20 protein-coding genes and 1 pseudogene are annotated in these 21,597 nt (G+C 65.5%); 14 read left to right on the plus strand and 7 right to left on the minus strand.

Annotated elements, in window-relative coordinates; all coding sequences use genetic code 11:
* Positions 1-22: 22 nt before the first annotated feature.
* Entirely contained in the window at positions 23-1,693 is a 1,671-nt protein-coding gene (murJ, locus tag ACZ6JE_RS10565) for a murein biosynthesis integral membrane protein MurJ (RefSeq protein WP_464318904.1), read from the minus strand.
* Complete coding sequence (locus ACZ6JE_RS10570; protein ID WP_464318905.1) at positions 1,690-3,987, minus strand: DUF6049 family protein; 2,298 nt, start codon at positions 3,985-3,987, stop codon at positions 1,690-1,692. Before ACZ6JE_RS10570 ends, murJ begins: the two co-directional genes overlap by 4 nt.
* Positions 3,988-4,162: 175 nt before the next feature.
* On the opposite strand from ACZ6JE_RS10570, the gene ACZ6JE_RS10575 reads away from it, so the two are divergent.
* The 10 genes and pseudogenes from ACZ6JE_RS10575 (at position 4,163) to ACZ6JE_RS10620 (ending at position 15,783) form a co-directional block, all read left to right on the plus strand.
* A complete protein-coding gene (locus ACZ6JE_RS10575; RefSeq protein WP_243213695.1) occupies positions 4,163-5,593 on the plus strand; it encodes a CCA tRNA nucleotidyltransferase in 1,431 nt (476 codons plus the stop codon).
* 151 nt (positions 5,594-5,744) lie between these two features.
* Positions 5,745-7,172: an ABC transporter substrate-binding protein gene (locus ACZ6JE_RS10580; RefSeq protein ID WP_464318906.1), complete on the plus strand. Its 1,428-nt coding sequence runs from the start codon at positions 5,745-5,747 to the stop codon at positions 7,170-7,172.
* Between the two features lie 117 nt (positions 7,173-7,289).
* Positions 7,290-7,652 (plus strand): annotated as a pseudogene (rpsF, locus tag ACZ6JE_RS10585) (30S ribosomal protein S6); the annotation flags it as partial.
* Between the two features lie 123 nt (positions 7,653-7,775).
* Positions 7,776-8,339, plus strand: a complete 564-nt coding sequence (locus tag ACZ6JE_RS10590; protein ID WP_464318907.1) for a single-stranded DNA-binding protein — start codon at positions 7,776-7,778, stop codon at positions 8,337-8,339.
* A gap of 66 nt (positions 8,340-8,405) precedes the next feature.
* Positions 8,406-8,666, plus strand: a complete 261-nt coding sequence (rpsR, locus tag ACZ6JE_RS10595; protein WP_043595327.1) for a 30S ribosomal protein S18 — start codon at positions 8,406-8,408, stop codon at positions 8,664-8,666.
* Between the two features lie 26 nt (positions 8,667-8,692).
* Positions 8,693-9,148 (plus strand): 50S ribosomal protein L9, encoded by a 456-nt coding sequence (gene rplI / locus ACZ6JE_RS10600; protein WP_192061225.1) that lies wholly within the window; start codon positions 8,693-8,695, stop codon positions 9,146-9,148.
* A gap of 642 nt (positions 9,149-9,790) precedes the next feature.
* A complete protein-coding gene (dnaB, locus tag ACZ6JE_RS10605) occupies positions 9,791-11,176 on the plus strand; it encodes a replicative DNA helicase (protein WP_055798980.1) in 1,386 nt (461 codons plus the stop codon).
* Between the two features lie 151 nt (positions 11,177-11,327).
* The gene (locus ACZ6JE_RS10610; protein WP_464318908.1) at positions 11,328-12,626 is read left to right on the plus strand and encodes an AAA family ATPase; all 1,299 of its coding nucleotides are present in this window, start codon (positions 11,328-11,330) and stop codon (positions 12,624-12,626) included.
* Positions 12,627-12,703: 77 nt separating this feature from the next.
* A complete protein-coding gene (locus tag ACZ6JE_RS10615) occupies positions 12,704-13,438 on the plus strand; it encodes a hypothetical protein (RefSeq protein ID WP_464318909.1) in 735 nt (244 codons plus the stop codon).
* A 425-nt stretch (positions 13,439-13,863) separates the two neighbouring features.
* A complete protein-coding gene (locus tag ACZ6JE_RS10620) occupies positions 13,864-15,783 on the plus strand; it encodes an AAA family ATPase (protein ID WP_464318910.1) in 1,920 nt (639 codons plus the stop codon).
* 554 nt (positions 15,784-16,337) lie between these two features.
* Here ACZ6JE_RS10620 and ACZ6JE_RS10625 read toward each other — a convergent pair.
* Positions 16,338-16,694: a winged helix-turn-helix transcriptional regulator gene (locus ACZ6JE_RS10625; RefSeq protein WP_464318911.1), complete on the minus strand. Its 357-nt coding sequence runs from the start codon at positions 16,692-16,694 to the stop codon at positions 16,338-16,340.
* A gap of 86 nt (positions 16,695-16,780) precedes the next feature.
* Between ACZ6JE_RS10625 and ACZ6JE_RS10630 the strand changes: the two genes are divergently transcribed.
* The 3 genes from ACZ6JE_RS10630 (at position 16,781) to ACZ6JE_RS10640 (ending at position 18,177) form a co-directional block, all read left to right on the plus strand.
* The gene (locus tag ACZ6JE_RS10630; RefSeq protein ID WP_464318912.1) at positions 16,781-17,182 is read left to right on the plus strand and encodes a RidA family protein; all 402 of its coding nucleotides are present in this window, start codon (positions 16,781-16,783) and stop codon (positions 17,180-17,182) included.
* Between the two features lie 106 nt (positions 17,183-17,288).
* Positions 17,289-17,792, plus strand: coding sequence for a hypothetical protein (locus tag ACZ6JE_RS10635; protein ID WP_464318913.1), 504 nt, complete (start codon positions 17,289-17,291; stop codon positions 17,790-17,792).
* Between the two features lie 97 nt (positions 17,793-17,889).
* Entirely contained in the window at positions 17,890-18,177 is a 288-nt protein-coding gene (locus ACZ6JE_RS10640) for a hypothetical protein (protein ID WP_464318914.1), read from the plus strand.
* A 111-nt stretch (positions 18,178-18,288) separates the two neighbouring features.
* Here the strand turns inward: ACZ6JE_RS10640 and ACZ6JE_RS10645 are convergent, their stop codons facing one another.
* From ACZ6JE_RS10645 to ACZ6JE_RS10660, 4 genes are all read right to left on the minus strand, one after another.
* The gene (locus ACZ6JE_RS10645; protein ID WP_464318915.1) at positions 18,289-18,588 is read right to left on the minus strand and encodes a hypothetical protein; all 300 of its coding nucleotides are present in this window, start codon (positions 18,586-18,588) and stop codon (positions 18,289-18,291) included.
* Positions 18,585-19,436 (minus strand): serine hydrolase domain-containing protein, encoded by an 852-nt coding sequence (locus tag ACZ6JE_RS10650; protein WP_464318916.1) that lies wholly within the window; start codon positions 19,434-19,436, stop codon positions 18,585-18,587. The genes ACZ6JE_RS10645 and ACZ6JE_RS10650 overlap by 4 nt, the downstream gene beginning before the upstream one ends.
* Positions 19,437-19,481: 45 nt before the next feature.
* Entirely contained in the window at positions 19,482-20,102 is a 621-nt protein-coding gene (locus tag ACZ6JE_RS10655; protein ID WP_464318917.1) for a hypothetical protein, read from the minus strand.
* A 141-nt stretch (positions 20,103-20,243) separates the two neighbouring features.
* The gene (locus ACZ6JE_RS10660; protein ID WP_464318918.1) at positions 20,244-20,555 is read right to left on the minus strand and encodes a Dabb family protein; all 312 of its coding nucleotides are present in this window, start codon (positions 20,553-20,555) and stop codon (positions 20,244-20,246) included.
* Positions 20,556-20,903: 348 nt separating this feature from the next.
* Here ACZ6JE_RS10660 and ACZ6JE_RS10665 point away from each other — a divergent pair, with 348 nt between their 5' ends.
* Positions 20,904-21,494 (plus strand): DinB family protein, encoded by a 591-nt coding sequence (locus tag ACZ6JE_RS10665; RefSeq protein ID WP_464318919.1) that lies wholly within the window; start codon positions 20,904-20,906, stop codon positions 21,492-21,494.
* Positions 21,495-21,597: the final 103 nt, after the last annotated feature.

Raw genomic sequence — 21,597 nt, forward strand, 5'->3', positions numbered from 1 at the left:
CCGGACACCGAGGAGGCGCAGATCAGCGCTTCAGGACGCGCGCCAGCATCGGTCGTGCCCGGTTCCACACCGGCGCCGTGAGGGCCTCGAGCTCGGGCAGCCGGATCAGCTTGAGCATGCCGAGGTAGACGACGGCCATGACGGCGGCCGCGACCATGACGGTCAGCAGACCGGGGATCCGGCCGGTGTGGGCGAATCCGTCGGTCGAGAAACCGCCCATGGCGGTTACCACGACGAGCCCGACGGCACCGGCGATCAGCGAGAAGAACAGGAACTGCACGTAGCGGCGCAGCACCCAACGGCCGTCCATGCCGTCGAGGCGCCGCGAGATGAGCACGAGCGCCACGACCGTCTGCGTCGAGCCGGCGATCGAGGTGGTCACGGCGATGGCGACGGCCACCTGGTCGTCTGCCACCACGGCGGACGAGATGAGGGTGCCGACCACGAAGATGCTCGACTGGACGACCTGCATGAAGAACGGCGTGCGCTGGTCGTGCAGGGCGTAGAAGACCCGCTGGACGACGAACAGCACGCTGAAGAGGATGAGCCCCGGCATGAAGCCGAGGATGACCTGGGCCATCTGGCTGGCGCCCTCGAAGGTCCGCTCGAAGAAGCTCGCGAACGGGTAGGCGACGACGCACATCGCCACGGTCGCGAAGACCATGAACATGCCGATGGTGCGGAGCGACTGCGACAGGTCGGCGCGGACGGCCCGGAGGTCGCCGCGGGAGGCGTGACCGCTCATCCGGGTGAAGTAGGCGGTCGCGATCGAGACGGCGACGATGCCGTGCGGCAGCATGAACAGCAGCCACGAGTTGGCGAGCACGGCGTTCGAGGCGCCCGCGCCGCTGCCCTGCGAGGCGACCCGGCTCTGCACGAGGCCGGCGACCTGGGTGACGAGCACCATGCCGAACAGCCAGCCGGCCGCCTTGCCGGTGGCGCCCAGACCGACCCCGCGCCAGCGGAAATCGGGGCGGAACGTGAGCCCGGCGCGACGCCAGAACAGCAGCAGGAACGCCGCCTGCGCCAGCACGCCGAGCGACGCGGTGCCGGCGATGACGGTGATGCGGTCGGGCGACCAGACATCGACGGACGAGTTCGACTCGGCTCCGCCGAACAGCACCATGAAGACGACGAGACCGGCGATCGCGACCACGTTGTTGAGCACCGGCGCCCAGGTGAACGGGCCGAAGACCTGACGGGCGTTGAGCACCTCGCTGAGCAGCGAGTACATGGCGTAGAAGAAGATCTGCGGCAGGCACCAGTAGGCGAACGCGGTCGCCAGGGCCAGCGACTCGGAGGTGTAACCCCCTTGACCGGATGCATTCGCCTGCTGCGCGTAGATCGAGACGAGCACCGGGGCGAGCAGGGTGCCGAGCAGCCCGACGGCGGCGAAGACGATCGTGCCGAGGGTGACGATCTTGTTGATGAAGCGCTGCCCCCCGTCGTCGTCGTGGGTCGCCGCCCGGACGATCTGGGGCACCAGCACGGCGCTGAGCAGCCCGCCGGCGATCAACGCGTAGATGTTGTTCGGCAGCTGGTTCGCGAGGGCGAACGAGTCGGCGGCGCGGCTCGCCGACTGGCCGATCGCCGCGGCGAGCACGGCCGTCTTGACGAAGCCGAGCACCCGCGACACCATCGTGCCCGAGGCGAGCAGCACGCTGGCGCGGCCGAGACCGCCTTGACCGGTCACGCGACGGCGTCTTCCGACGATGCGTCGTGCGACGTGGCGTCTCCGTCGGTTGCGCCGCGACGGCGCTTGCGGATCGTGCGGTAGATGCCGCCGCCGAACAGCAGCGCGAAGCCGATGCCGAAGGCCCAGGTGATCGCGGTCTCCCACCCGGCCTGCACGTTGATCGAGACGACGGCCGGGGTCGCGATGGTGACCCCGGTGGAGCTGACGAGGGACATCGAGACGTCGACCGTTCCGTTGGCGATGGACTGCACGGGCACCCGCACACGGGTCTGCGACTGCGCCTGCACGGTCACGGGGATGCGGTTCTCCTCGACGAGGAGGCGCGAGCTGGACGGCGCGAGGGTGAGGAACACCGTCGCTGCCGAGTCGGAGGTGTTCTGCACGTAGAGCGGCAGCGACGAGCGGTCGCCGAGGATGAGTTGATCGCTGCCCTGCACGATCGAGACGAGCTTCGAGGTCTCGGTGGCCGCGATCGCGGCGTCGGCGACCTCGTTCGTCAGACCCTCGGCGTTGTCGCGCCAGGCGTTCGACGACAGGGCCAGAGTGCGCAGACGGGCGGCGCCGGTGACGGTCTGCGGCTGCTCGAGCGCGGTCGAGAAGTCGGTGACCTGCTGGTCGGACCTGACGAGCGAGCGGAGCTCGCGGAGGCGCTCGGCCGGCTCGGGCCGGTCGACGACCGTCGCATCGGTCGGCTCGGCTGCCAGGGTGTCGCCCAGCGACGACGGGGCCGACCAGGGCAGCGCGTCGAGCGCCTGGAGGGTCTGGCGCAGACGGTCGCCGTCGATCGACCACGAGCGGTCGAGGGTCGCGAGCATGGTGCGGGCGTCGCTGGGGCGCTCTTTCGCGATCGTCGCGACGCTCGCCGACAGCTCGGCCATCGCGGACTGCCAGAGGTCGGTCGACGTGGCCGAGGCGGCCTCGCGGACGAGATCGGAGAGTGTGTCGTCGGAGACGAGACCGGTCGAGCCGCCGAGGTCGACGGGCGCGTTCTCGGTCGCGTCGGTCGCCACGTTCACGTTCGAGCTCGAGAGGATCGTCGACGTGTAGTCGCGCTGGGTGATCGTGTCGACGTCGGAGGCGACGACGCTGTCGTCGACGGGCCAGGCGATCGACGAGAGCGACCACGGGAACGCCAGCAGCGACTCGGTCGTCGGCAGCGGCGGCGCCGAGGGGGCCTCGGTGGGGGTGGCGGTCGGCTCGTCGGTGGGCGTCGCGGTCGCACCGGAGCCGGCGGCCCCGGAGCCCGAGTCGGAGCCCGAGTCGGACGAGCCCGAGCCCGACGAGCTGGTGCTCGAGTCCGACCCGTCGCTCGTGTCGCCGGTCTCGACCGGGCTGGGAACGTCGGTCGCGGTGGCCGAGGTGTCGAACCGCGACTCGTCGACGAACGAGTCGAACGAGGTGGGCGCCGGCACCGAGGGGGCGCCGGCCTGGCTGAGCCCGGCGACGTCGGCGTCGGCGTAGGTGAGGGGGAACGTCTCGAGGCCCGCCGACGTCAGCTCGTCGAGCCACTCGACGGCCGACTCGGGGGCTTCGCTGCCCAGCAGGCGGATCGACGTGATGATCATCGGGTCGACGGCCACGGTCGCCGAGCTGCCCACCACCTGGCGCAGCTGCCGGGTCAGGGTCCCGTCGGCCGAGGTGTACGCCTCGAGCGCGGCGGCGTCGAGCACGCCGCTCTCGGTCTCGGGGGTCGTGATCGGCACGGCGACCGAGAGCCTCGTCGGCTGGAAGCTCTCGCTCGGGTACCAGACGACGCTGCTGCGGGCCTGCGCGACCTGCAGCCCGTCGGAGCCCAGGAGGCGCACGCCGAGTGCCCGCGCACCCCACGTCCACCCGTCGAGGGCCGTCCGCTCGGCCGGGATCGACACGTCGTCGACCGTGACGCTCTGACCGGCGGCGACGGCGGGGACGTCGACGCGCGCCATGTAGAGGCCCAGGTAGTCGTCGCCCGTGGTCGTCTCGGGCTCGAGCCAGTCGGCGAGCTTCGAGCGGGTGAGGAACGAGTCGCGGTCGAGGTAGATCCGCGCGCTGCCCGCCTCGAGGTCGGTCTCGCCGCCGTTGCTGATCGTCAGTGTCAGGTCGAGGTCGTCGCCCGAGCGCAGCACCCCGTCGGCCTCGGGCGCGACCGTCAGCGTGACCGAGTCGCCGTCGGCCGCCGTGGCCGCCTCGCTCGCGGCCGACGCCGTCGTGCCCGTGCCCGCCGACGCGGCCGTCGCCGTGTCGGCGGGCAGCGCGGCGCCCGCGACGCCGAGCGTCGTCACGAGGGCCAGGAAGGCGGGGAGAAGTCTCATAGTGATGGCGCTCGCACGGACGCAGGGGTCGCGCGAGCAAGGCGAGTCTAGAGAATCGTCCCTCGCAGGGGGACCTCGAGCACGCCCGGCGGGCGCTTCGGGGGTGGGGAACCAGCCCTGGGGAGGAGGCGCGCGACGGTGATCCGCGCCTCCTCGTGTGGCAAAGTGGTCGCCCATGGACAACGTCGCCGCCGCCGTCGAGCGCCTCGGTCGACTGGCCGCCACTCCCCGCATCGCCCGCCTGTCGGCCGCCTTCGCCGCCGCGGGTCACGAGTTCGCCCTGGTGGGCGGTCCGGTGCGCGACGCGTTCCTCGGGCACCGGGTCAACGACCTCGACTTCACGACCAGCGCCTCCCCCGATCAGATCCTCGAGATCGTCGTGCCGCTGGCCGAGGCCCACTGGGACGTCGGGCGCGAGTTCGGCACCATCGCGGCACGGGTCGACGGCGAGGTCGTCGAGATCACGACCTACCGCAGCGACGTCTACGACGGCGAGACCCGCAAGCCCGTCGTCGAGTTCGGCGACACGCTCGAGGGCGACCTGGTGCGCCGCGACTTCACCGTGAACGCCATGGCGCTGCGCCTGCCCGAGCAGGTGCTGGTCGACCCGTCGGGCGGTGTCGACGACCTCCTGGCCCAGCGCCTCGCGACACCCGGCGCCGCCGTCGACAGCTTCCGAGACGACCCGCTGCGGATGATGCGAGCCGCACGGTTCACCGCGCAGCTCGGCTTCGAGGTGTCGCCCGAGGTGCGCGAGGCGATGACGACCCGCGCCTCCACCCTGTCCATCGTCTCGGTCGAGCGCGTCGCCGACGAGCTCTCGAAGCTGCTGCGCACCGCGACCCCGACCCCGGGCATCCGCCTGCTGGTCGACACCGGGCTCGCCGAGCACGTGATGCCCGAGCTCGCGGCGATGCGCCTCGAGGTCGACGAGCACCACCACCACAAAGACGTCTACGAGCACAGCCTCACCGTGCTCGAGCAGGCCATCGGCTACGAGGCCGAGCGGCACCCCGGCGACTCCCCCGACCTCACGCTGCGTCTCGCCGCCCTGCTGCACGACTGCGGCAAGCCGGCCACGCGTCGACTCGAACCCGGCGGGGTCGTGACGTTCCACCACCACGACGTGGTCGGCGCGAAGCTCGCGAAGAAGCGGCTCAAGGCGCTGCGCTTCGACAACGACACGATCGCGGCCGTCCACCGCCTGATCGAGCTGCACCTCCGCTTCTTCGGCTACACCGAGGGCGGCTGGACGGACTCCGCCGTGCGTCGCTACGTGCGCGACGCCGGCGACCAGCTCGAGCGGCTGCACATGCTGACCCGCGCCGACGTCACGACCCGCAACCGCCGCAAGGCCGACCGTCTGGGCTTCGCCTACGACGACCTCGAGCACCGCATCGCCGACCTGCGCGAGCGTGAAGAGATCGACTCGCTGCGACCCGACCTCGACGGCGACGACATCCAGCGGGTGCTCGGCATCGGCCCGAGTCGCGAGGTCGGCGAGGCGTACCGGTTCCTGCTCGAGCTGCGCACCGAAGAGGGGCCGCTGGGCGCCGAGGCGGCGACCGAGCGGCTGCTGGCCTGGTGGGGCGCGCGCGGGGCGTAGACGAGCCGTGCCGTGCCGTGCGGAGCCGAGCCGTGCCGAGACGAGCCGTGCCGTGCGGGTGCGGCGGAGCGGTCGGGCGACCCGTGGACCCGGCCGCGCCTCCTGGCCAGGCCGACCCGCGCCTCCTCGGCGGTGCGGGTAGCCTGCATCGGTGTCCAAGCCTCTGAACTCCGCGATCGTCGCCGGGTCCGTCTGCGTCGCGATCGTCGCCGCCTCGGCCCTCGGCATCACCGCGTTCGGTCTCGCGAACTCGGGTCACTCGGGCCCGTCGCGTCCCGGTCCCGACGAGGATCAGACCACGGTCACCGTCCGCGTGTGGGATGAGACCGTCGCAGCCGGTTACGAGAAGTCGTTCGCGACGTTCGAGCGCGACAACCCCGACATCGACATCGAGGTCGACGTCGTGCCCTACGGCGAGTACTTCACGACGCTCGCCGACGACGTCGAGTCGGGCGAGGCCGACGACATCTTCTGGCTGAACAGCTCGAACTACACGACCTACGCCGACGCGGGCGCGCTGCTCGACATCGACCGCGCGCTGGCCCGATCGTCGCGGGCCGCGTGGTCCCCCGCCGTCGTCGACCAGTTCACGACCGCCGACGGCCACCTCTGGGGCGTGCCCCAGCTGTCGGACGGCGGCATCGCGCTCTACTACAACGCCGATCTGCTGAAGCAGGCGGGCATCGACCCGGCCGCGCTCGACGATCTCACCTGGGCGCCCGGCGGCGGCGAGGGCGACACCCTGCTGCCCGTGCTGAAGAAGCTGACCCGCGACGCCGCCGGGCGCACCGCCGACGATCCGGCCTTCGACGGCACCCCCGTGCAGTACGGCTACAACGCCGGCAACGATCTGCAGGCCGTCTGGTACGACTACCTGGCCTCGGCCGGCGGCGCCTTCGAGAACGACGACATGACGGCGTTCGCCTTCGACACCGAGGAGGCGCGGGTCGCCTTCCAGTACGTGGTCGACCTCGTGCAGCAGGCGCGTGTCGCGCCTCCTGCGGCTCTGACCAACGACGACGCCGACTTCAGTCGCGAGCAGTTCGCGGCCGGCAAGATGGCGCTCTTCCAGTCGGGGCTGTACAGCCTCTCCCCCGTGGCCGCCGGGGCCGACTTCGAGTGGGGTGTCGCGCCGATGCCGGCCGGGCCCGAGGGTCGCGTGAGCGTGACGAACGGCATCGTGGCGGCCGGAAACTCGGCGTCGCCGCACCGCGACGACACCGCCAAGGTGCTCGCCTGGCTCGGCTCGACCGACGGCGCGAAGCACATCGGGGCCGACGGGGCCGCGGTGCCGGCCGTGCTCGGCGCGCAAGAGGGGTACTACGACCACTGGACGGCGCAGGGCGTCGACGTCAGGCCGTTCTTCGACGTGATCGACGACGGGCCGACGATCGCCGCGCCGAGCGACATCTACGGTCGCACCCAGTCGATCATCGAGCCGATCTTCGACGAGATGTTCGCCGGGCGGATCTCCGTCGAGGACGCCCTGGCGCGTGCTCAGAGCGAGGCGAACGCGGCGCTGTCCGCTCCCCCGGCGGGCGACGAGTCGGGCGACGAAGACGGCGGGGCATTGAACTAGGAGGCGCGAGCGGCTACCCTTGCAAGGTTGCGTGTGCCCATGCGGTGCCCGCGACCATGAATACCCTCCTGTCACAGACCGTCTGTGACCGTTAAGTCCGAAGGAGGTGGGTTAGTCATGAACCAGTACGAACTGATGGTCATCCTGGACCCCGAGATCGATGAGCGCACCGTCGCCCCGAGCTTGGACAAGTTCCTCAACGTCATCCGCAACGACGGTGGCACGATCGACAACATCGACATCTGGGGTCGTCGTCGTCTCGCCTACGAGATCAACAAGAAGACCGAGGGCATCTACGCCGTCGTCAACATGACCTCGAACTCGGCCGCCACGGTCGAGCTCGACCGTCAGCTGGGTCTCTCCGAGGCCGTGCTGCGCACCAAGGTGCTCCGCGCCGAGGAGGCCATCGCGATGGTCGCCGCCGCGAAGAAGGTCTCCGACGAGAAGGCCGCCCGCAAGGCCGCCAACGCCGCGTCGGCTCCCGCCGCTGCTCCGGCCTCCGCGTCGGCTCCCGCCGCGTCGGTCGCTTCCGCGTCGTCCGAGAAGCCCGCTGCCCCGGCAGCGCCCGCTGCTCCGGCCGCACCGAAGGCCTCCGAGTAACCGATGGCAGGCGAGACCGTCATCACAGTGGTGGGTAACCTCACCAGTGACCCCGAGCTGCGGTACACGCAGAACGGGCTCGCGGTCGCGAACTTCACCATCGCGTCGACCCCCCGCACGTTCGACCGCGCGTCGAACGAGTGGAAGGACGGCGAAGCGCTCTTCCTCCGTGCCAGCGTCTGGCGCGAGTTCGCCGAGCACGTGGCCAGCAGCCTCACCAAGGGCAGCCGGGTCATGGCTCAGGGGCGGCTCAAGCAGCGCTCGTACGAGACCAAGGAAGGCGAGAAGCGCACCAGCATGGAGCTCGAGATCGACGAGATCGGCCCCTCGCTGCGTTACGCGACCGCTCAGGTGACCCGCGCCTCCTCGTCCCGCGACGGCGCTGCCGGAGGCTCCTTCGGGGGCAACCGCGGCGGCCAGCAGGGCCAGCAGGGTCAGGTCGGCGGCGGTCAGGCGCAAGAGCCGTGGGGTCAGCCCGCAGCCGCTCCGCAGGGTGGCAACACCTCGGGCGACGTGTGGAACACCCCCGGTGGCGGCGGCACCTACAACGACGAGACGCCCTTCTAGGCACCCTGCCTCAGGGCACGTCGTTCACTTCAGTACTTCTTCTTACTCATCTGAAAGCAGACCACAATGGCTGGAAAGAGCAGCGGCGACCGCCGCAAGCCCCTCCGCGGCAAGGGCGGCAAGAACGCCGCTCCCGCGAAGTCGATCCGTGTCGGCGTCATCGACTACAAAGACGTCGCGACCCTTCGCAAGTTCATCTCGGAGCGTGGAAAGATCCGCGCCCGTCGCATCACCGGCGTCTCCGTCCAGGAGCAGCGCCTCATCGCCCGTGCCGTGAAGAACGCCCGCGAGATGGCGCTTCTCCCCTACGCCGGCTCCGGCCGCTGATCAGCGCCGACTGAAGGAGAGAACGCATGTCTTTGAAAGTAATCCTCACGCACGAGGTCTCCGGCCTCGGCTCGGCCGGTGACGTCGTCGACGTCAAGAACGGCTATGCCCGCAACTACCTCGTCCCCCAGGGCTTCGCCGTCGCGTGGTCGCGTGGTGGCGAGAAGCAGGTCGCCCAGATCCGCACGGCCCGCGAGACCCGCGAGCTGAAGACGATCGAAGAGGCCCACGACCTCAAGGCCCGCCTCGAGGCCCAGAAGATCCGTCTCACGGTCAAGACCGGTGCCGACGGTCGTCTGTTCGGCTCGGTCCGTCCGGCCGATGTGGCCGACGCGGTCACCAAGCAGGGCGTCGCGACCATCGACAAGCGCAAGGTCGAGATCCCCTCGGCCATCAAGCTCGTCGGTGAGCATGAGGCCACGCTGCGTCTTCGCGAAGACGTCATCGCCACGATCACCCTCACGGTGGTCTCGGCCAAGTAGCTCTCTGAGCTCTGGCGAGCGGCGCCCCTCCTGTCGGGAGGGGCGCCGCTTTTCGTCGTGGTGGCGGGATGAACCGCGTTCGCGAAGATGAACCGCGCTCTATCGAGGTTCTTCTTCGCGAACGCGGTTCCTGGGCGTCTGGCTGAATCGGGGCGCGCAGCGGGGCGCTGAGGGGCTGCTGAGGGGCCGAGGAGGCGCGGCTGGGGGAGTCGAGACCGGGTTACCAGAAGCTGAACGGGAGCCGAGTCCGTATCGGTCACCGCGCCTCCTTGTCAAGTTCTCTGTGCACAGGCCGTTGTCAAATCGGGAGTCTCGACCCCGGGTTGAGACTAGTTTTTACACACAGGGTGAGTAAATCGAAATCCCTGGTCAGAGGGGGGTCTAGTCAGTGAAGTATCTCTTTCTCCACAGGTTGATCCACAGTTCTCCCCAAGCGCCTCCGGCGTTTCGCACGGGTTCTCCCCAGAGTTATCCACAGGCTTGTTTGCTGTGGAGAACTAGGTGTCCATATGGTGTACACGCGCTCGTAGGGGATAGGTCGCGGCGGTTCGGGCAGCGATGTCGGGGGTCCGCTGTAGAACAGTCCCGAGTGTCGTTCGTGCCCGTCGGCACGCGCCCGATCAGCTCTCGCCAGGAGGCCACATGTCGCTCGCCCAGCTCGGTATCGCCAGCGATTCGCCGCGTGACCGCGATCGCCCCGCGATGGGTTCGGGCATGGATCGTGTGCCGCCGCACGACCTGCTGGCCGAGCAGAGCACGATCGGCGGCATGCTGCTGAGCAAGGACGCCGTCGCCGATGTGATCGAGACGGTGCGCGGCATGGACTTCTACGTGCCGAAGCACGAGGTCATCTACGACGCGATCCTCGGGCTGTACTCGCACGGCGAGCCCACCGATGTCATCACGGTCAGCGACGAGCTGATGAAGTCGGGCGATCTGTCGCGTGCCGGCGGGGCCGAGTACCTGCACACGCTGACGGGTGTGGTGCCGACGGCGGCGAACGCCGGGTACTACGCGTCCATCGTGGCGGAGAAGGCGGTGCTGCGCCGTCTGGTCGAGGCCGGTACGCGCATCGTGCAGATGGGTTACGCCAGCGAGGGCGAGGTCGTCGACCTGGTCAACAACGCGCAGGCCGAGGTCTACAACGTGGCCGGGGGAGTCCAGACCGAAGACTACGTGCCGCTGAACGAGGCTGTGACGGTCGCGATCGACGAGATCGAGGCGGCCAAGGGTCGAGACGGTCAGATGACGGGTGTGCCGACGGGGTTCGCGCAGCTCGATGCGTTGACGAACGGGTTCCACCCCGGGCAGCTGATCATCGTGGCGGCGCGACCGGCGCTCGGTAAATCGACGTTGGCGCTCGACCTGGCGCGGGCGGCGTCGATCAAGCACGGGCAGGCGTCGGTGTTCTTCTCGCTCGAGATGGGGCGCAGCGAGATCGCGATGCGTCTGATGTCGGCCGAGTCGAGTGTGCCGTTGCAGAACATGCGCAAGGGCACGGTGGATGCGCGTGACTGGACGAACATCGCGCAGGTGCGCGGGCGGATCAACGATGCGCCGCTGTTCATCGACGACAGCCCGAACATGACGCTGGTCGAGATCCGCGCGAAGTGCCGGCGCTTGAAGCAGCAGCACAACCTTAAGCTCGTGGTGATCGACTACCTGCAGCTGATGACGTCGGGTAAGCGCGTCGAGAGCCGTCAGCAGGAGGTGTCGGAGTTCTCGCGTGCGCTGAAGCTCATGGCGAAGGAGCTGCAGGTGCCGGTGATCGCGCTGTCGCAGCTGAACCGTGGCCCCGAGCAGCGTGCCGACAAGAAGCCGGCGATCAGCGACCTGCGAGAGTCCGGTTCGCTCGAGCAGGACGCCGACATGGTCATCCTGCTGCACCGCGAGTCCGCCTACGAGAAGGACAACCCCCGCCAGGGCGAGGCCGACTTCATCGTCGCCAAGCACCGCAACGGGCCCACCGACACCATCACCGTGGCGTTCCACGGGATGTTCTCGCGGTTCGTGGATATGCCCAGCTAGGGCTTTCCGCGGATTTCAAGAATACAATATCTAGCTTGTCGATATTTTGGCCCTCGACAGGGGTGCTGCAGGCTCCTGTGAGAACGTCTCACATGCAGTAGCTTGGGCATACCAACCGCCTAGGGGGAGACCAATGCTGGCTACAGCTTCAGTGCGCAACTTGCTCGGTGAGTTTGATCACCAAATTAGCCTGGAGCCCAACTGGGAATTTGCTATTGCCTATGGGCTAAACGGTGTAGGTAAGACAAAGTTCCTCGAACTTATCAACGCAACACTAAATCTTGATGTAGATCGTCTGCAGAGTATAAATTTTTCCGCCCTCGAATTGATTTCTACCAGCAAGGACGTTCTCGTCGTAGAGAAATTCTCAAACGATGATCTTGATCCGACAAGAGTTGAAGTAATATTCCGTCTCCTCTCGGTCGAGGAAAATGATGTGGTGGAATGGCCCCTTCCTGTGGAAGCGGAACAGGCTCTAAAGCGCCGCATTATGAAGACGACGCCTTACATGCCCATGACCGGCTCAAGCCTCTGGCATGATCCAAATGACGGCGAGATCGTAGATTTTGCTGAGCTTCGAAATCGGTACGGTCATCGTTTCCCTGTACGTCCTAGTGCCAACCCCGAGATGCCTGACGAAATTCGGAGGTTTTTGGGACAGAATCATACGTATCTCATCGAGACTCAGCGACTAATGCAAGCCAGTGTCAGAGACCCTCGGATGCATTCTGACGGGCAATCCAGTCCCAAGTGGAACGTCGACGGCTATGCAGGTGACCTGCGACAACGGATTGAACGATCCCTCGCTGCGAATAGTCTGTCATCCCAAAGGCTAGATCGATCTTTTCCCCGACGGATCATCGAGGATACTGGTCATGCTTTGGATGAAGAAGCCATTCGCGAAATGTACCTCGATCAAGACACTCACCGGAAGCGCCTAGTTGACATCGGACTCACGTCCGCCGAAATTGATGTTCCATTGCCTTCAAAAGAACTACTTGACTGGCAGCGCGCGGTTTTGACGACCTACCTTAGGGATAACGCAGAGAAACTTGCGACATTTGATGACCTCCTCGCACGAATTTCTCTTCTTGAAGAACTCGTTAATGACCGTTTCTTGAGAAAAGAAATCGTCGTCAATGCCGTGGATGGACTCAGGCTCCGTTCAACTACAACTGGTGTCGATATCCCCGTTAGCGGTCTATCAACGGGCGAGCAACATGAGCTTGTTCTTCTCTATAACCTCCTTTTTCGTGTCGAGTCGGGTACTCTTGTTCTCATCGATGAACCCGAAATTTCTCTGCATGTGACGTGGCAAAAGAGCTTTATTGAAGATGTGCTGAGGGTCGCAAAACTTCGCAAATTCCGCTTTCTAGTCGCGACCCACTCGCCTCAGATTATCGGAAAGTGGTGGTCTCGAACTGTCGAACTAGGACCGGGAGAGGAATAATGCGCCGCGATCTAGACGGCAATGATCTCTTCAATTCGTTGATGTTGGAGATTAGGGCTACTGCTATCCCGATTCTCGTGGTTGAGGGCGAAACTGACTTCAATCTTACTAGCGACTTCATGGCTAGCAGTACCCTCCAAATCGTAGTTGGATATGGTAAATTGAGCCTTTTGCAAGCCGCCCAGCTAGCTGCTCCAGAGGATGAAAGAATCCATTTTCTGGTGGATGCCGACTTTGATCGCCTCACAGGTGCAACTGACTCATATACCTCCAACGTCAGCGCAACCGAAAGATACGATCTGTATATGGATCTCTATATGCAGATGCCGAGCATATTAACGAGGATAGTTGCCAGGTATCTAAAGGAAACGGCTGTAGAAGCGATCGACGCAATTTCCCATGCGGTCTCCAGTGCCGTCAAGTTAGGCAGGCTACGGTTTTTGTCCGTGACTGAAGGGGTCAATCTCAATCTTGAGGGTTTTCCTATACACGCGGTGATACCCAAGGATATGACGGCGGAAATAGATGTTGTGGATTTGGTTGAGTTGGCGAGCAAGCGAACAAAAACAGAGATATCATGCACGGATATTCTAGACCGTCTTGCTGCCTTGGATAATGCGAAGGATGGCTGGATGGTGAACAGTCACGATTTGTTGTCAGCCCTTCACGTCGTTTGCACGCAACAAGGTACGGCCAAGATTGGCCATAAATTCGACGACCTTTTTGAACTTGCTGTTGATAGGGCCGATTTCGACCGCCTAGAGGTAGTCAATGCAATTCGTGCCTGGCACGACGTTGTTCAAGCTGCATAGCTCTTCCTAGGCATGATATTTAGAAGATTGTGGTTTCAAGCGAGGGAGGACCTTCTGTCCCATTGACAATGCCCAGTTCGACTACCTGGCCGGGACATGTTCTCGAGTCCCACGCTGACGCCCAGCTGCCCGTCTAGGGGTGGACTATCCTCGACAAGCGTTCAGCGTTGATCGTTGGACCGTGGATAACCCTGACTGCGAGCTGGAGGTTTCGTAGCTATGGGCGCGTCGGGCGGGTCCGTTAATGGGCAGTTAGCTTTTGGTTCGAAAGCATGCTGAACTTCGAGGCTGTGCGTGCGTTGCCCTTCTGCCGAATGTATCCTTGAGCGCGATTAGAGCGTAATCTGCTTTGCTTAAGAGTCTTCCCGGCGGCCTGATGCTTTTGATCGAATTCAGCGAGACTCTGACGTAGATAGGCGAGAGACTTGATCCTCAACCGCATTGAAATCTTTGGCTACAAAAGACTTTTCCGCGCCTCTGCCTACGTGGGACGGAAAACTGTAGCTCTTGTTGGTCCCAACGAGGCTGGTAAGTCCTCGGTACTTTCGGCTCTAAAGCTTTTGGATAACGAACATGAAGTTCCGAAGTCATTCTTTAGTCGGGTTGAACGCGACCGAAATCGAGCCGAGGACGAGACAATTGTCAAAATCTGGTATCAGTTAGACGCGGCCAATATAGAGCGACTTAAGGCCATGCCGCTATCTGTATCACCGACCGAGATTTTGCGACATAAAAAGGTGGACGGGCGGCGTCAATATAGTTTTAGCCCTTTTCCATTGGTGGATGATCGTCTTCGAGCGCGAGCCTACAAAGTTTGGCCCGTCCTTGCCAAGGCTCTCGACGATCGGATCAAGAACCTTCAATCTGAGGGATCCGATGCTCATGCAAACCAGTTGCGCGTTAACGAGCTTGCAGGACAAATCCTGAAGTCCAATAGTTCCGACACCGGGGGTGATGTTGACTGGATGTATTTGCTCGAGCTTCTGCACGACATCCAGAATGAGGATTCATCGAAAAAATTTAATGATGCAGTCGGTCTGTTGGCAGAGTATGTGAAGTGGAATCATGCGGATAGCCTGCAAGCCTTGGTGTATCAGAATCTGAAGATTCATTTTCCCCATTTTGCACTCTTTGGCGCGGACGAAAGAGTTATTTCTTCCGAGTATTCTCTGAATGGGGACGATGCTGACGAGTCAGTAGCACTTTCAAACCTACTCACTATCGCGGGCCTTTCCTTGGGCAAATTACGCCAACACCAAGAGGACTCCGCTTATGCTGCGCAACTTGTCCAAGATGGGAATGACCGTCTGTCGTTGTTTTTTGCTGAGCGGTGGAGTCAAGAAGGTCTCACGGTTGGTTTCTATCTAGACGGCGGTATTTTGCGCGTTTTTGTGCGAGATACGGCGACTAGCTCGGCTGGTTGGATTAATATCACAGAAAGAAGTGAGGGGCTGCGGATGTTCGTTGCTCTCGCAACATTTTTAGCGAGGGATGACTTCGAGGTCCCACCCATCCTGCTTATCGATGAAGCAGAACAACATTTGCACCTCAATGCACAAGCTGATCTGGTCAGGATGTTGCAAGATTTAGATAAGATTCAGCAAGTGATTTATACAACTCATTCTCCCGGGTGTTTGCCAGCAGATCTCGGAAACGGGGTTAGGTTTGTCGAACCGCAGCCAGACGGTACTTCCGTTATTCGCCATGACTTCTGGTCCTTAAGTCGGGGCGGACATGTTGGCTTCAATCCGCTTCTTATGGTCATGGGGGCAGGCTCGGCGGCCTTTTCTAGCCTACGAGCGTCACTTATATGCGAGGGCGCTTCCGAGATGTTGCTTCTTCCGACTTTAATTAAACTTGCTACTGGCCGTTCGGAGCTTACATATCAGATCGCACCTGGCGTCGCGATTACTGGTAAGAGTGATTTTCCTATGTTTGATACCGTTGCCAGTCGAGTAGCCTTCGTGGTGGACGGGGACCCGGCGGGCGTCATCTGGTCCAAGCAGCTCGCTGATTCGGGAGTACCGTCATCACGCATTCGAACCCTGCCGACGGGAACGTCTCTAGAAGACCTTCTAGATCGAAAGTATTACCTGAGTCTTGCTGCCGAGTCGCTAGGGGTTGATATGAGTGATCTAGCGCACCTCGCAGATTCAAGTTCTATAAAGCAATCAGTTGGAGTTTGGGCAAAAGCTAGAGGTCTTAAGATGCCGGGGGCAGTTGCGTTCTCGGAACATATCTTGGGTTTGCATGAGACTGGTGACAAGGTCATAAGACTCAACCCCAAATACAAAAAAAGCCTAATCGCTCTCGATGACTGGGCACGAAAAATCTTGATTTCTTAATTTTTTTGTCTTTCTTGATAAATACTGAGAACGGCGTTTCTCGCTAACTTTGGGTCGAAGCTATGGCGGATAGGCGCTGGAAACCGATGTGATTCCGGCAGTGCGGCAGTCCACTGGGGTTGTTTGGTGCAGATACGAGGGGTTAGGCGGGGTTCTAGACGTTTTCGGACTGAGCTTCGGGGCGACAGTTCTAGGTAGACGTTTTGCCATTTGGCGGGCTTTTTCGCTGCGCCACTATTATGTTTAGTGGGTGCATGTTCATTGCCCATCAAAACTGGGGAACCAGCGCCCTAACGGTGCACTTGGCCCGACTAATCACCCGTCTTCGTCTTTATTTACTCAACTGGACGGAACAGTATTGTAATTTCGGCACTGGGTCATCGCCGTCGGCGGTCAAGAGGTCCCCATCGGGCGCCATCCGACGAGGGGTTAGCCCTCTTTTCTGCTGCCTTCAGCTGTGGACGGGTCCGGTGCCCATCGGGGCGGCGCGGTTCTCACCTCCTTGGGGGCGACCCACGTTGTATTGCTAACCCGCGCCTCCTCAGTCAAGGGGTTCAGGGGGCGTCGAAGGTGGTTCGGGCGGCGGTTACGGCGGGGAGGCTGGTGGTGGTCCAGCGGTAGAGGGCGTCGATGAGGGTCTGGACGGAGTGGGCCAAAGGGGTGAGGCGGTATTCGACGGCCACGGGGCGGATGGTGAGGACGGCTCGCTCGACCATTCCGTTGCGCTCCAGACGGCGGAGGGTCGTCGTCAGCGACTTGGGGGTGACGTCGGGCACTGCACGCCTCAGGTCGTTGAAACGCCGCGGGCCCTCACAGAGCTCGTCGATTATGTGCAGCGACCAGCGGTCGAGCAGCTCGCCCAGCAGCTCGCGGTGCTCGGGGGTGATGACTGCGGCATCGGTGTCGTGCATGCCACCTAGTTTCGTTGAAGTGCCTTGAGGTCGTCCCGTAGACAGTCCTGCGACGGCCTCCAACGCGGCGGCCTCGAGAGGATGACATGACCGTTCAGCTCAGCAGCCCCGCGGGGATGCTCGCCCCCGCTCCGTACCACCACGTCTCGGTCGCCACCGGGTCCCGGTTCGTCGAGGTCGCGGGGCAGGTGGCTCATGGGGCGGACGGGGTTCCGGCGGATCTAACGGGGCAGGTTGCCCTCGCGCTGCACAACACCGCGGTGGGGCTGGCCGGGGCCGGCGCGTCGTTCGCCGACGTCACCCGGCTGCGGTTCTTCGTCACCGAGTGGTCGGTGGATCAGATGGACTCGTTCATGGCCGGGGTGCTCGCCGTGGCGGGGGAGTTGGGGATCCCGTCGCCGATGCCTCCGGCGTCGCTGATCGGGGTGGAGATCCTGTTCGAGCCGGGGGTTCGGGTGGAGGTGGAGGCTTCGGCTGTTGTGGGGTGAGCGGGCGGCGTGGCGCGGTCTGGCGCACTCGCTAGCGTGAGCGTGGGCCGCCGGCGCGCGAGCCGCAGAGGTGTCGTGTGCGCCGTCACCGTGATGGAGGAGGAACGTGTCGAAGCCCAAGCGGCCACCGAAGCCGATCGAGCCGCTGACTGCTCGGCAGAAGCGCGACCTCAAGACGATGGGGATCTTCCTGCTCGTGGTCGTCGGGGGCATGGGCCTCTTCTTCGTGGCGATGCTCATCTGGAACGAACCCGACTTCCCCCAAGAGATCGCCGAATCGACACCCCACAGCATCTTCGAGACCGACGACGGCCGCCCGGGATCGTGGGAGTACCTCGACGAGAACCTCGAGACGCACCCTCTCGGCGAATGCGTGCGGATCGACGGGTGGCGCAATCAGAGGCCCTTCCAATGCACCTCGGCCGACGAATCACACGTCTTCACCTTCCGGGACCCGGGCGGACATACCGGCGGCGGCTTCCAGGACGAGGCCCTCACCGTCGGCGGCCGAGACGTCCCCATCGAGTGCACCCTCGAGAACGACTGGGACGCCCTCATCTACTGCGCGCCCCTGTCGGCGATACCGTCGCCCGAGGCTCGAGGGCGGTGAGGGGCGTGAGCCGCTCGCCCGAGAAGACCGACCGCGGAGGATGCAGACCGATGACTTCCACCCGGACCGACCGCCTCATCGATCGGGGGCGGCTCTCGTGACGACGTGGCTGCGCGCACTCGCCCCCGTCGCGCTGACGGCGATCGCCCTCGTCGTCTTCTTCACGGGTGACCGCACCATCGGGATGCTCCTGATCGTCGCCGCACTGGGGTCGGCGTTCCTGACCGGCACGAGCATCCTCGGGCGCCCGGTCAGGCGCACCTCCGGCGAGGTCGCAGCCGCCGCCGCCGACTCCGCCGCCGTCCGGGCGTATCGCCGGGCCCATCCGGGCAGCACCATCAGCGAGGCCATCCGTGCCGTGGGGGAGGACGAGTCATCGACGTGACTCAATGCGGGGCTCGAGGTGGGTTGGGGGCGCGATTCAGGGCGCTTCGATCGCCTCGGGGGGTGACCCGCGCCTCCTGGGCTGGGGGTCGAGGGTGAGGGGCCCTGCGGCTCAGGACTCGAGGAGGCGCCACTCGCGGGCGAACTCGGCGACGCTCTTGGTCTCGAGGTCGTTCCGAACGGTGGCGAGCAGCCGATCGGCCTCCTCGAGCGTGCCCGCCCCGGTGCGGAGGACCTCGCGGCCCGTGTCGCGGCGCGTCACGACCAGGTCGACGCCCCCGGTCGCAGCGGCCCCGTCTCCCGTCAGCAGGCTCCCGATCAACCCGGCGACCAGACGACGCGCCCGCCCGCGCGCGGGGTCCCGCTGCTGATCGAGCCGCGCGTCGAGAGCGGCGCTCGCGGGCTCGGTCACGATCGACCCACCCCGGCGCCGGTGCCGGCCTCGGGGCCGAGCAAGCTCACGGCGATCTTGTCGGCGGCGTAGGGGAGGCGCCCCAGGGTGTGGACGGCGATCGCACCCGCTCCGGTGACGACGAGGCAGGCGCCGCTGTCTCGGGTCTGCCCGCTGTGCCAGACGAGACCGTCGCGGTGCTCCCAACCTCTGAGGCCCGGGTTGGTCGATCGGGCGCTCGCACCGTGGCGGGCGAGATCGTCGACGGTCGACCACAGGCCGCCTGCGGCGGCGTAAGGGGTCCGCGAGATGCTCCAGGGTTCGCGCACCTTGCCCCGCCAGCCGGTCAGCACGACGCGATCGCCCGGGTCGGGATCGATGGTGGCGGTGGTGACTCCGGCCGGAGCCAGCACCCGATCGGTGCAGGCGTCGAACCAGCTCGTACCGGTCATCGTCTCGATGATCTCGCCGAGCAGGGCGTAGCCGAGGTTCGAGTACTCCCTCGGTCGCCCGCCAGGGGCGGCGTCGGTCTTCAGGCACTCGAAGACGGTCGCCCGATCGGCCCCCGCATACGGATCGCCGACGAGCCCGCTCGACATCCCGGGATGCACCCGCGGCAGACCCGACGTGTGATCGATCAGATCACCGACCGAGAACGTGCCCGCGATCAGGAGGTGCGGCGCCAGTTCCGAGACCGCCGTGCGTTCGTCGACCCGCGCCTCCTGCAGGACGAGGAGCATGGTCGCCGCCGTGACCGTCTTCGTGACGCTCGCCCACTCGACGAGCGGGGCGCCGCGGTAGACCCGGCCGAGCTGCGTCTCGATGTGCGCGCCGTCGATGACGCAGGTCGCCTGCGTGTCGGTCTTCACGGGGTCGCTCCCTCGGTGGTCGGAGTGTGCCGGTGCGTCGAGGAGTCACGACACGCCGCGGGGGTGGTCGGGCACGCGGCGTGTGTCGACTCCTCGAGGAGGCGACCCGCCGGCGGCATCGAGCAGGGCGGTGAGGGCCTCGTCTCGCGTGGGGAAGCGGCCGTAGTCGACCTCACGGGGTGTGGTGGCCGTCCAGTCCCCGACACGCGAGGACAGGAGGACGCCGATGTGGTCGGTGAGGAACCCGTGCTCATCGGTGGCGGGCGAGGTGAACACGTCGTAGAACGTCGGGCCGTTGTCGTTCTCGAGCCAGTCGGCGTTCGGGCGGAGCAGGGTCCCGCGGAGACCCGCCTCGAGTGCACCGCCTCGCTCGGCGAACGACTCGGCTCGTCGGTCGACCCCGCGTCTGAGCCGCCAGAAGTCGAGCCATCGGCCCGCTCGTGCTCGCGTGAGCGCGTCCTTCAGGGCGGCGGACTCGAACGCGTAGAGGCTCGTCCCACCCCAGACCGCGGCTCGCTCGTCGGTCGCCCACACGCGGTAGCCGACGTAGTCGTCGCCGGTCACGACGACCGTGTCCATCACGTTGCTGTGGTTCTCGAAGATCTTCAGGCGCAGCTTCTCGGCGTCGCGCAGCGCGACGAGTTCTTCTCGCGTCAGGTCTGGCATTCGTGGTCCCCCGGAGCGGGCGGCGGTGGACGCCGCACCCCTCCCATCCTGTCAGGCCGGCGAGGCGGCGCGCGGGGTCATGCACCCGTGGGGGAGGCGCGACCTGCGCCTCCTGGGCTGGGGCACCGCGGGTCGACGACGCTAGGCCGCGATGTCGAACACGACCACCCGCGCCGACGCGTCGCGCAGGTACGCCGACACCGGCTGATGCGACGGGTGCGGCAGGTAGCCGTCGAGCGCGGCCCGGTCGCGGAACCGCACCACGAGCATCCAGTCGAACCCGGCCTCGAGCTGCTCGCCGCCGACGCTCTCGCCGCTCGACACGGAGAGGACGCCGTCGATTCGGGGGAGGTGCTCGCGCGAGAGGCGCGTCGCCTGCTCGGCCACATCGGTCAGCGCTCCGTCGGCCCACTCGACGAGGACCACGTGCACCAGCTCGTCCGTCACGGTCATGCGCGCATCCTCACGTCGGTGACGCCGCCGACCGCGACGTCTGGTCGATCCTGGCATGCGGGGCGGGCCACGACGCCGGGTTGTGGACACGACGCCGGGTTTGAGGCTGGCGTCGTGTCCATCTCCTGGCGTCGTGGCGGGCGGGGTGGCGCCAGCCCGCCACGAGTTCGACACGCCGCCACGCGATCCGGTGGCGGGGTGTCGAGTCGGTGGCGGGTAGAGCGAGTCGGGCTCGGTGCTCCTCAGCCGCCGCCGCCTGACCGCGTCGAGGAGTCACGACTCGCCGCGGGGAGTGGGGGAGGCGCGGCGGCGCTGGTGCCCGGGCCCGGATGGGGCCACTCTGGGCGCATGGACGAGAAAGAGACCCTGCAGCGCTACCTCTCGAAGCAGCGCGCCGACCTGCTCGGCAAGCTCGACGGACTCGGCGAGTACGACATCCGCCGCCCGCTCGTACCCAGCGGCACCAACCTCCTCGGCCTCGTCAAGCACGTCGCCAGCGTCCAGCTCGGCTACCTCGGCGAGGTCATGGGGCGCCCTGCCGACCGCGACGTCCCCTGGCTCTCCGACACGAGCGAACCCGAAGCCGACCTGTGGGCCACCGCCGACGAGACGAAGGAGGCGGTGGTCGAGTTCGCCCACTACTCCGCCACGCACGCCGACGCGACCGTCGCCGCCCTCGACCTCGACTCGCCCGGCCTGGTGCCGTGGTGGCCGGAGGGTCGACGCGACGTCACGCTGCACTCGATCCTCGTGCACCTCTGCGTCGAGACCGCGCGTCATGCCGGGCACGCCGACCTCCTCCGTGAGCTCGTCGACGGGCGCCTCGGCAACGGCGCGGGCGACCCGAACGTGCCGGAGCGCGACGGGGCCGGGTGGCGCAGCCACCTTGACCGGGTCGAGGCCGCCGCGCTCGCCGCGAGCGGGCGCGCCTCGGGCTGACGGTCGAGGAGTCACGACTCGCCGCGGGGAGCAGGGGAGGCGCGGCGTGTCTTGACTCGTGGACGGGGCGGGCCTGGGGGTGGCGGGGCGCGCCTCCTCGGGG

The sequence above is a fragment of the Frigoribacterium sp. AC759 genome (genome assembly GCF_979256015.1).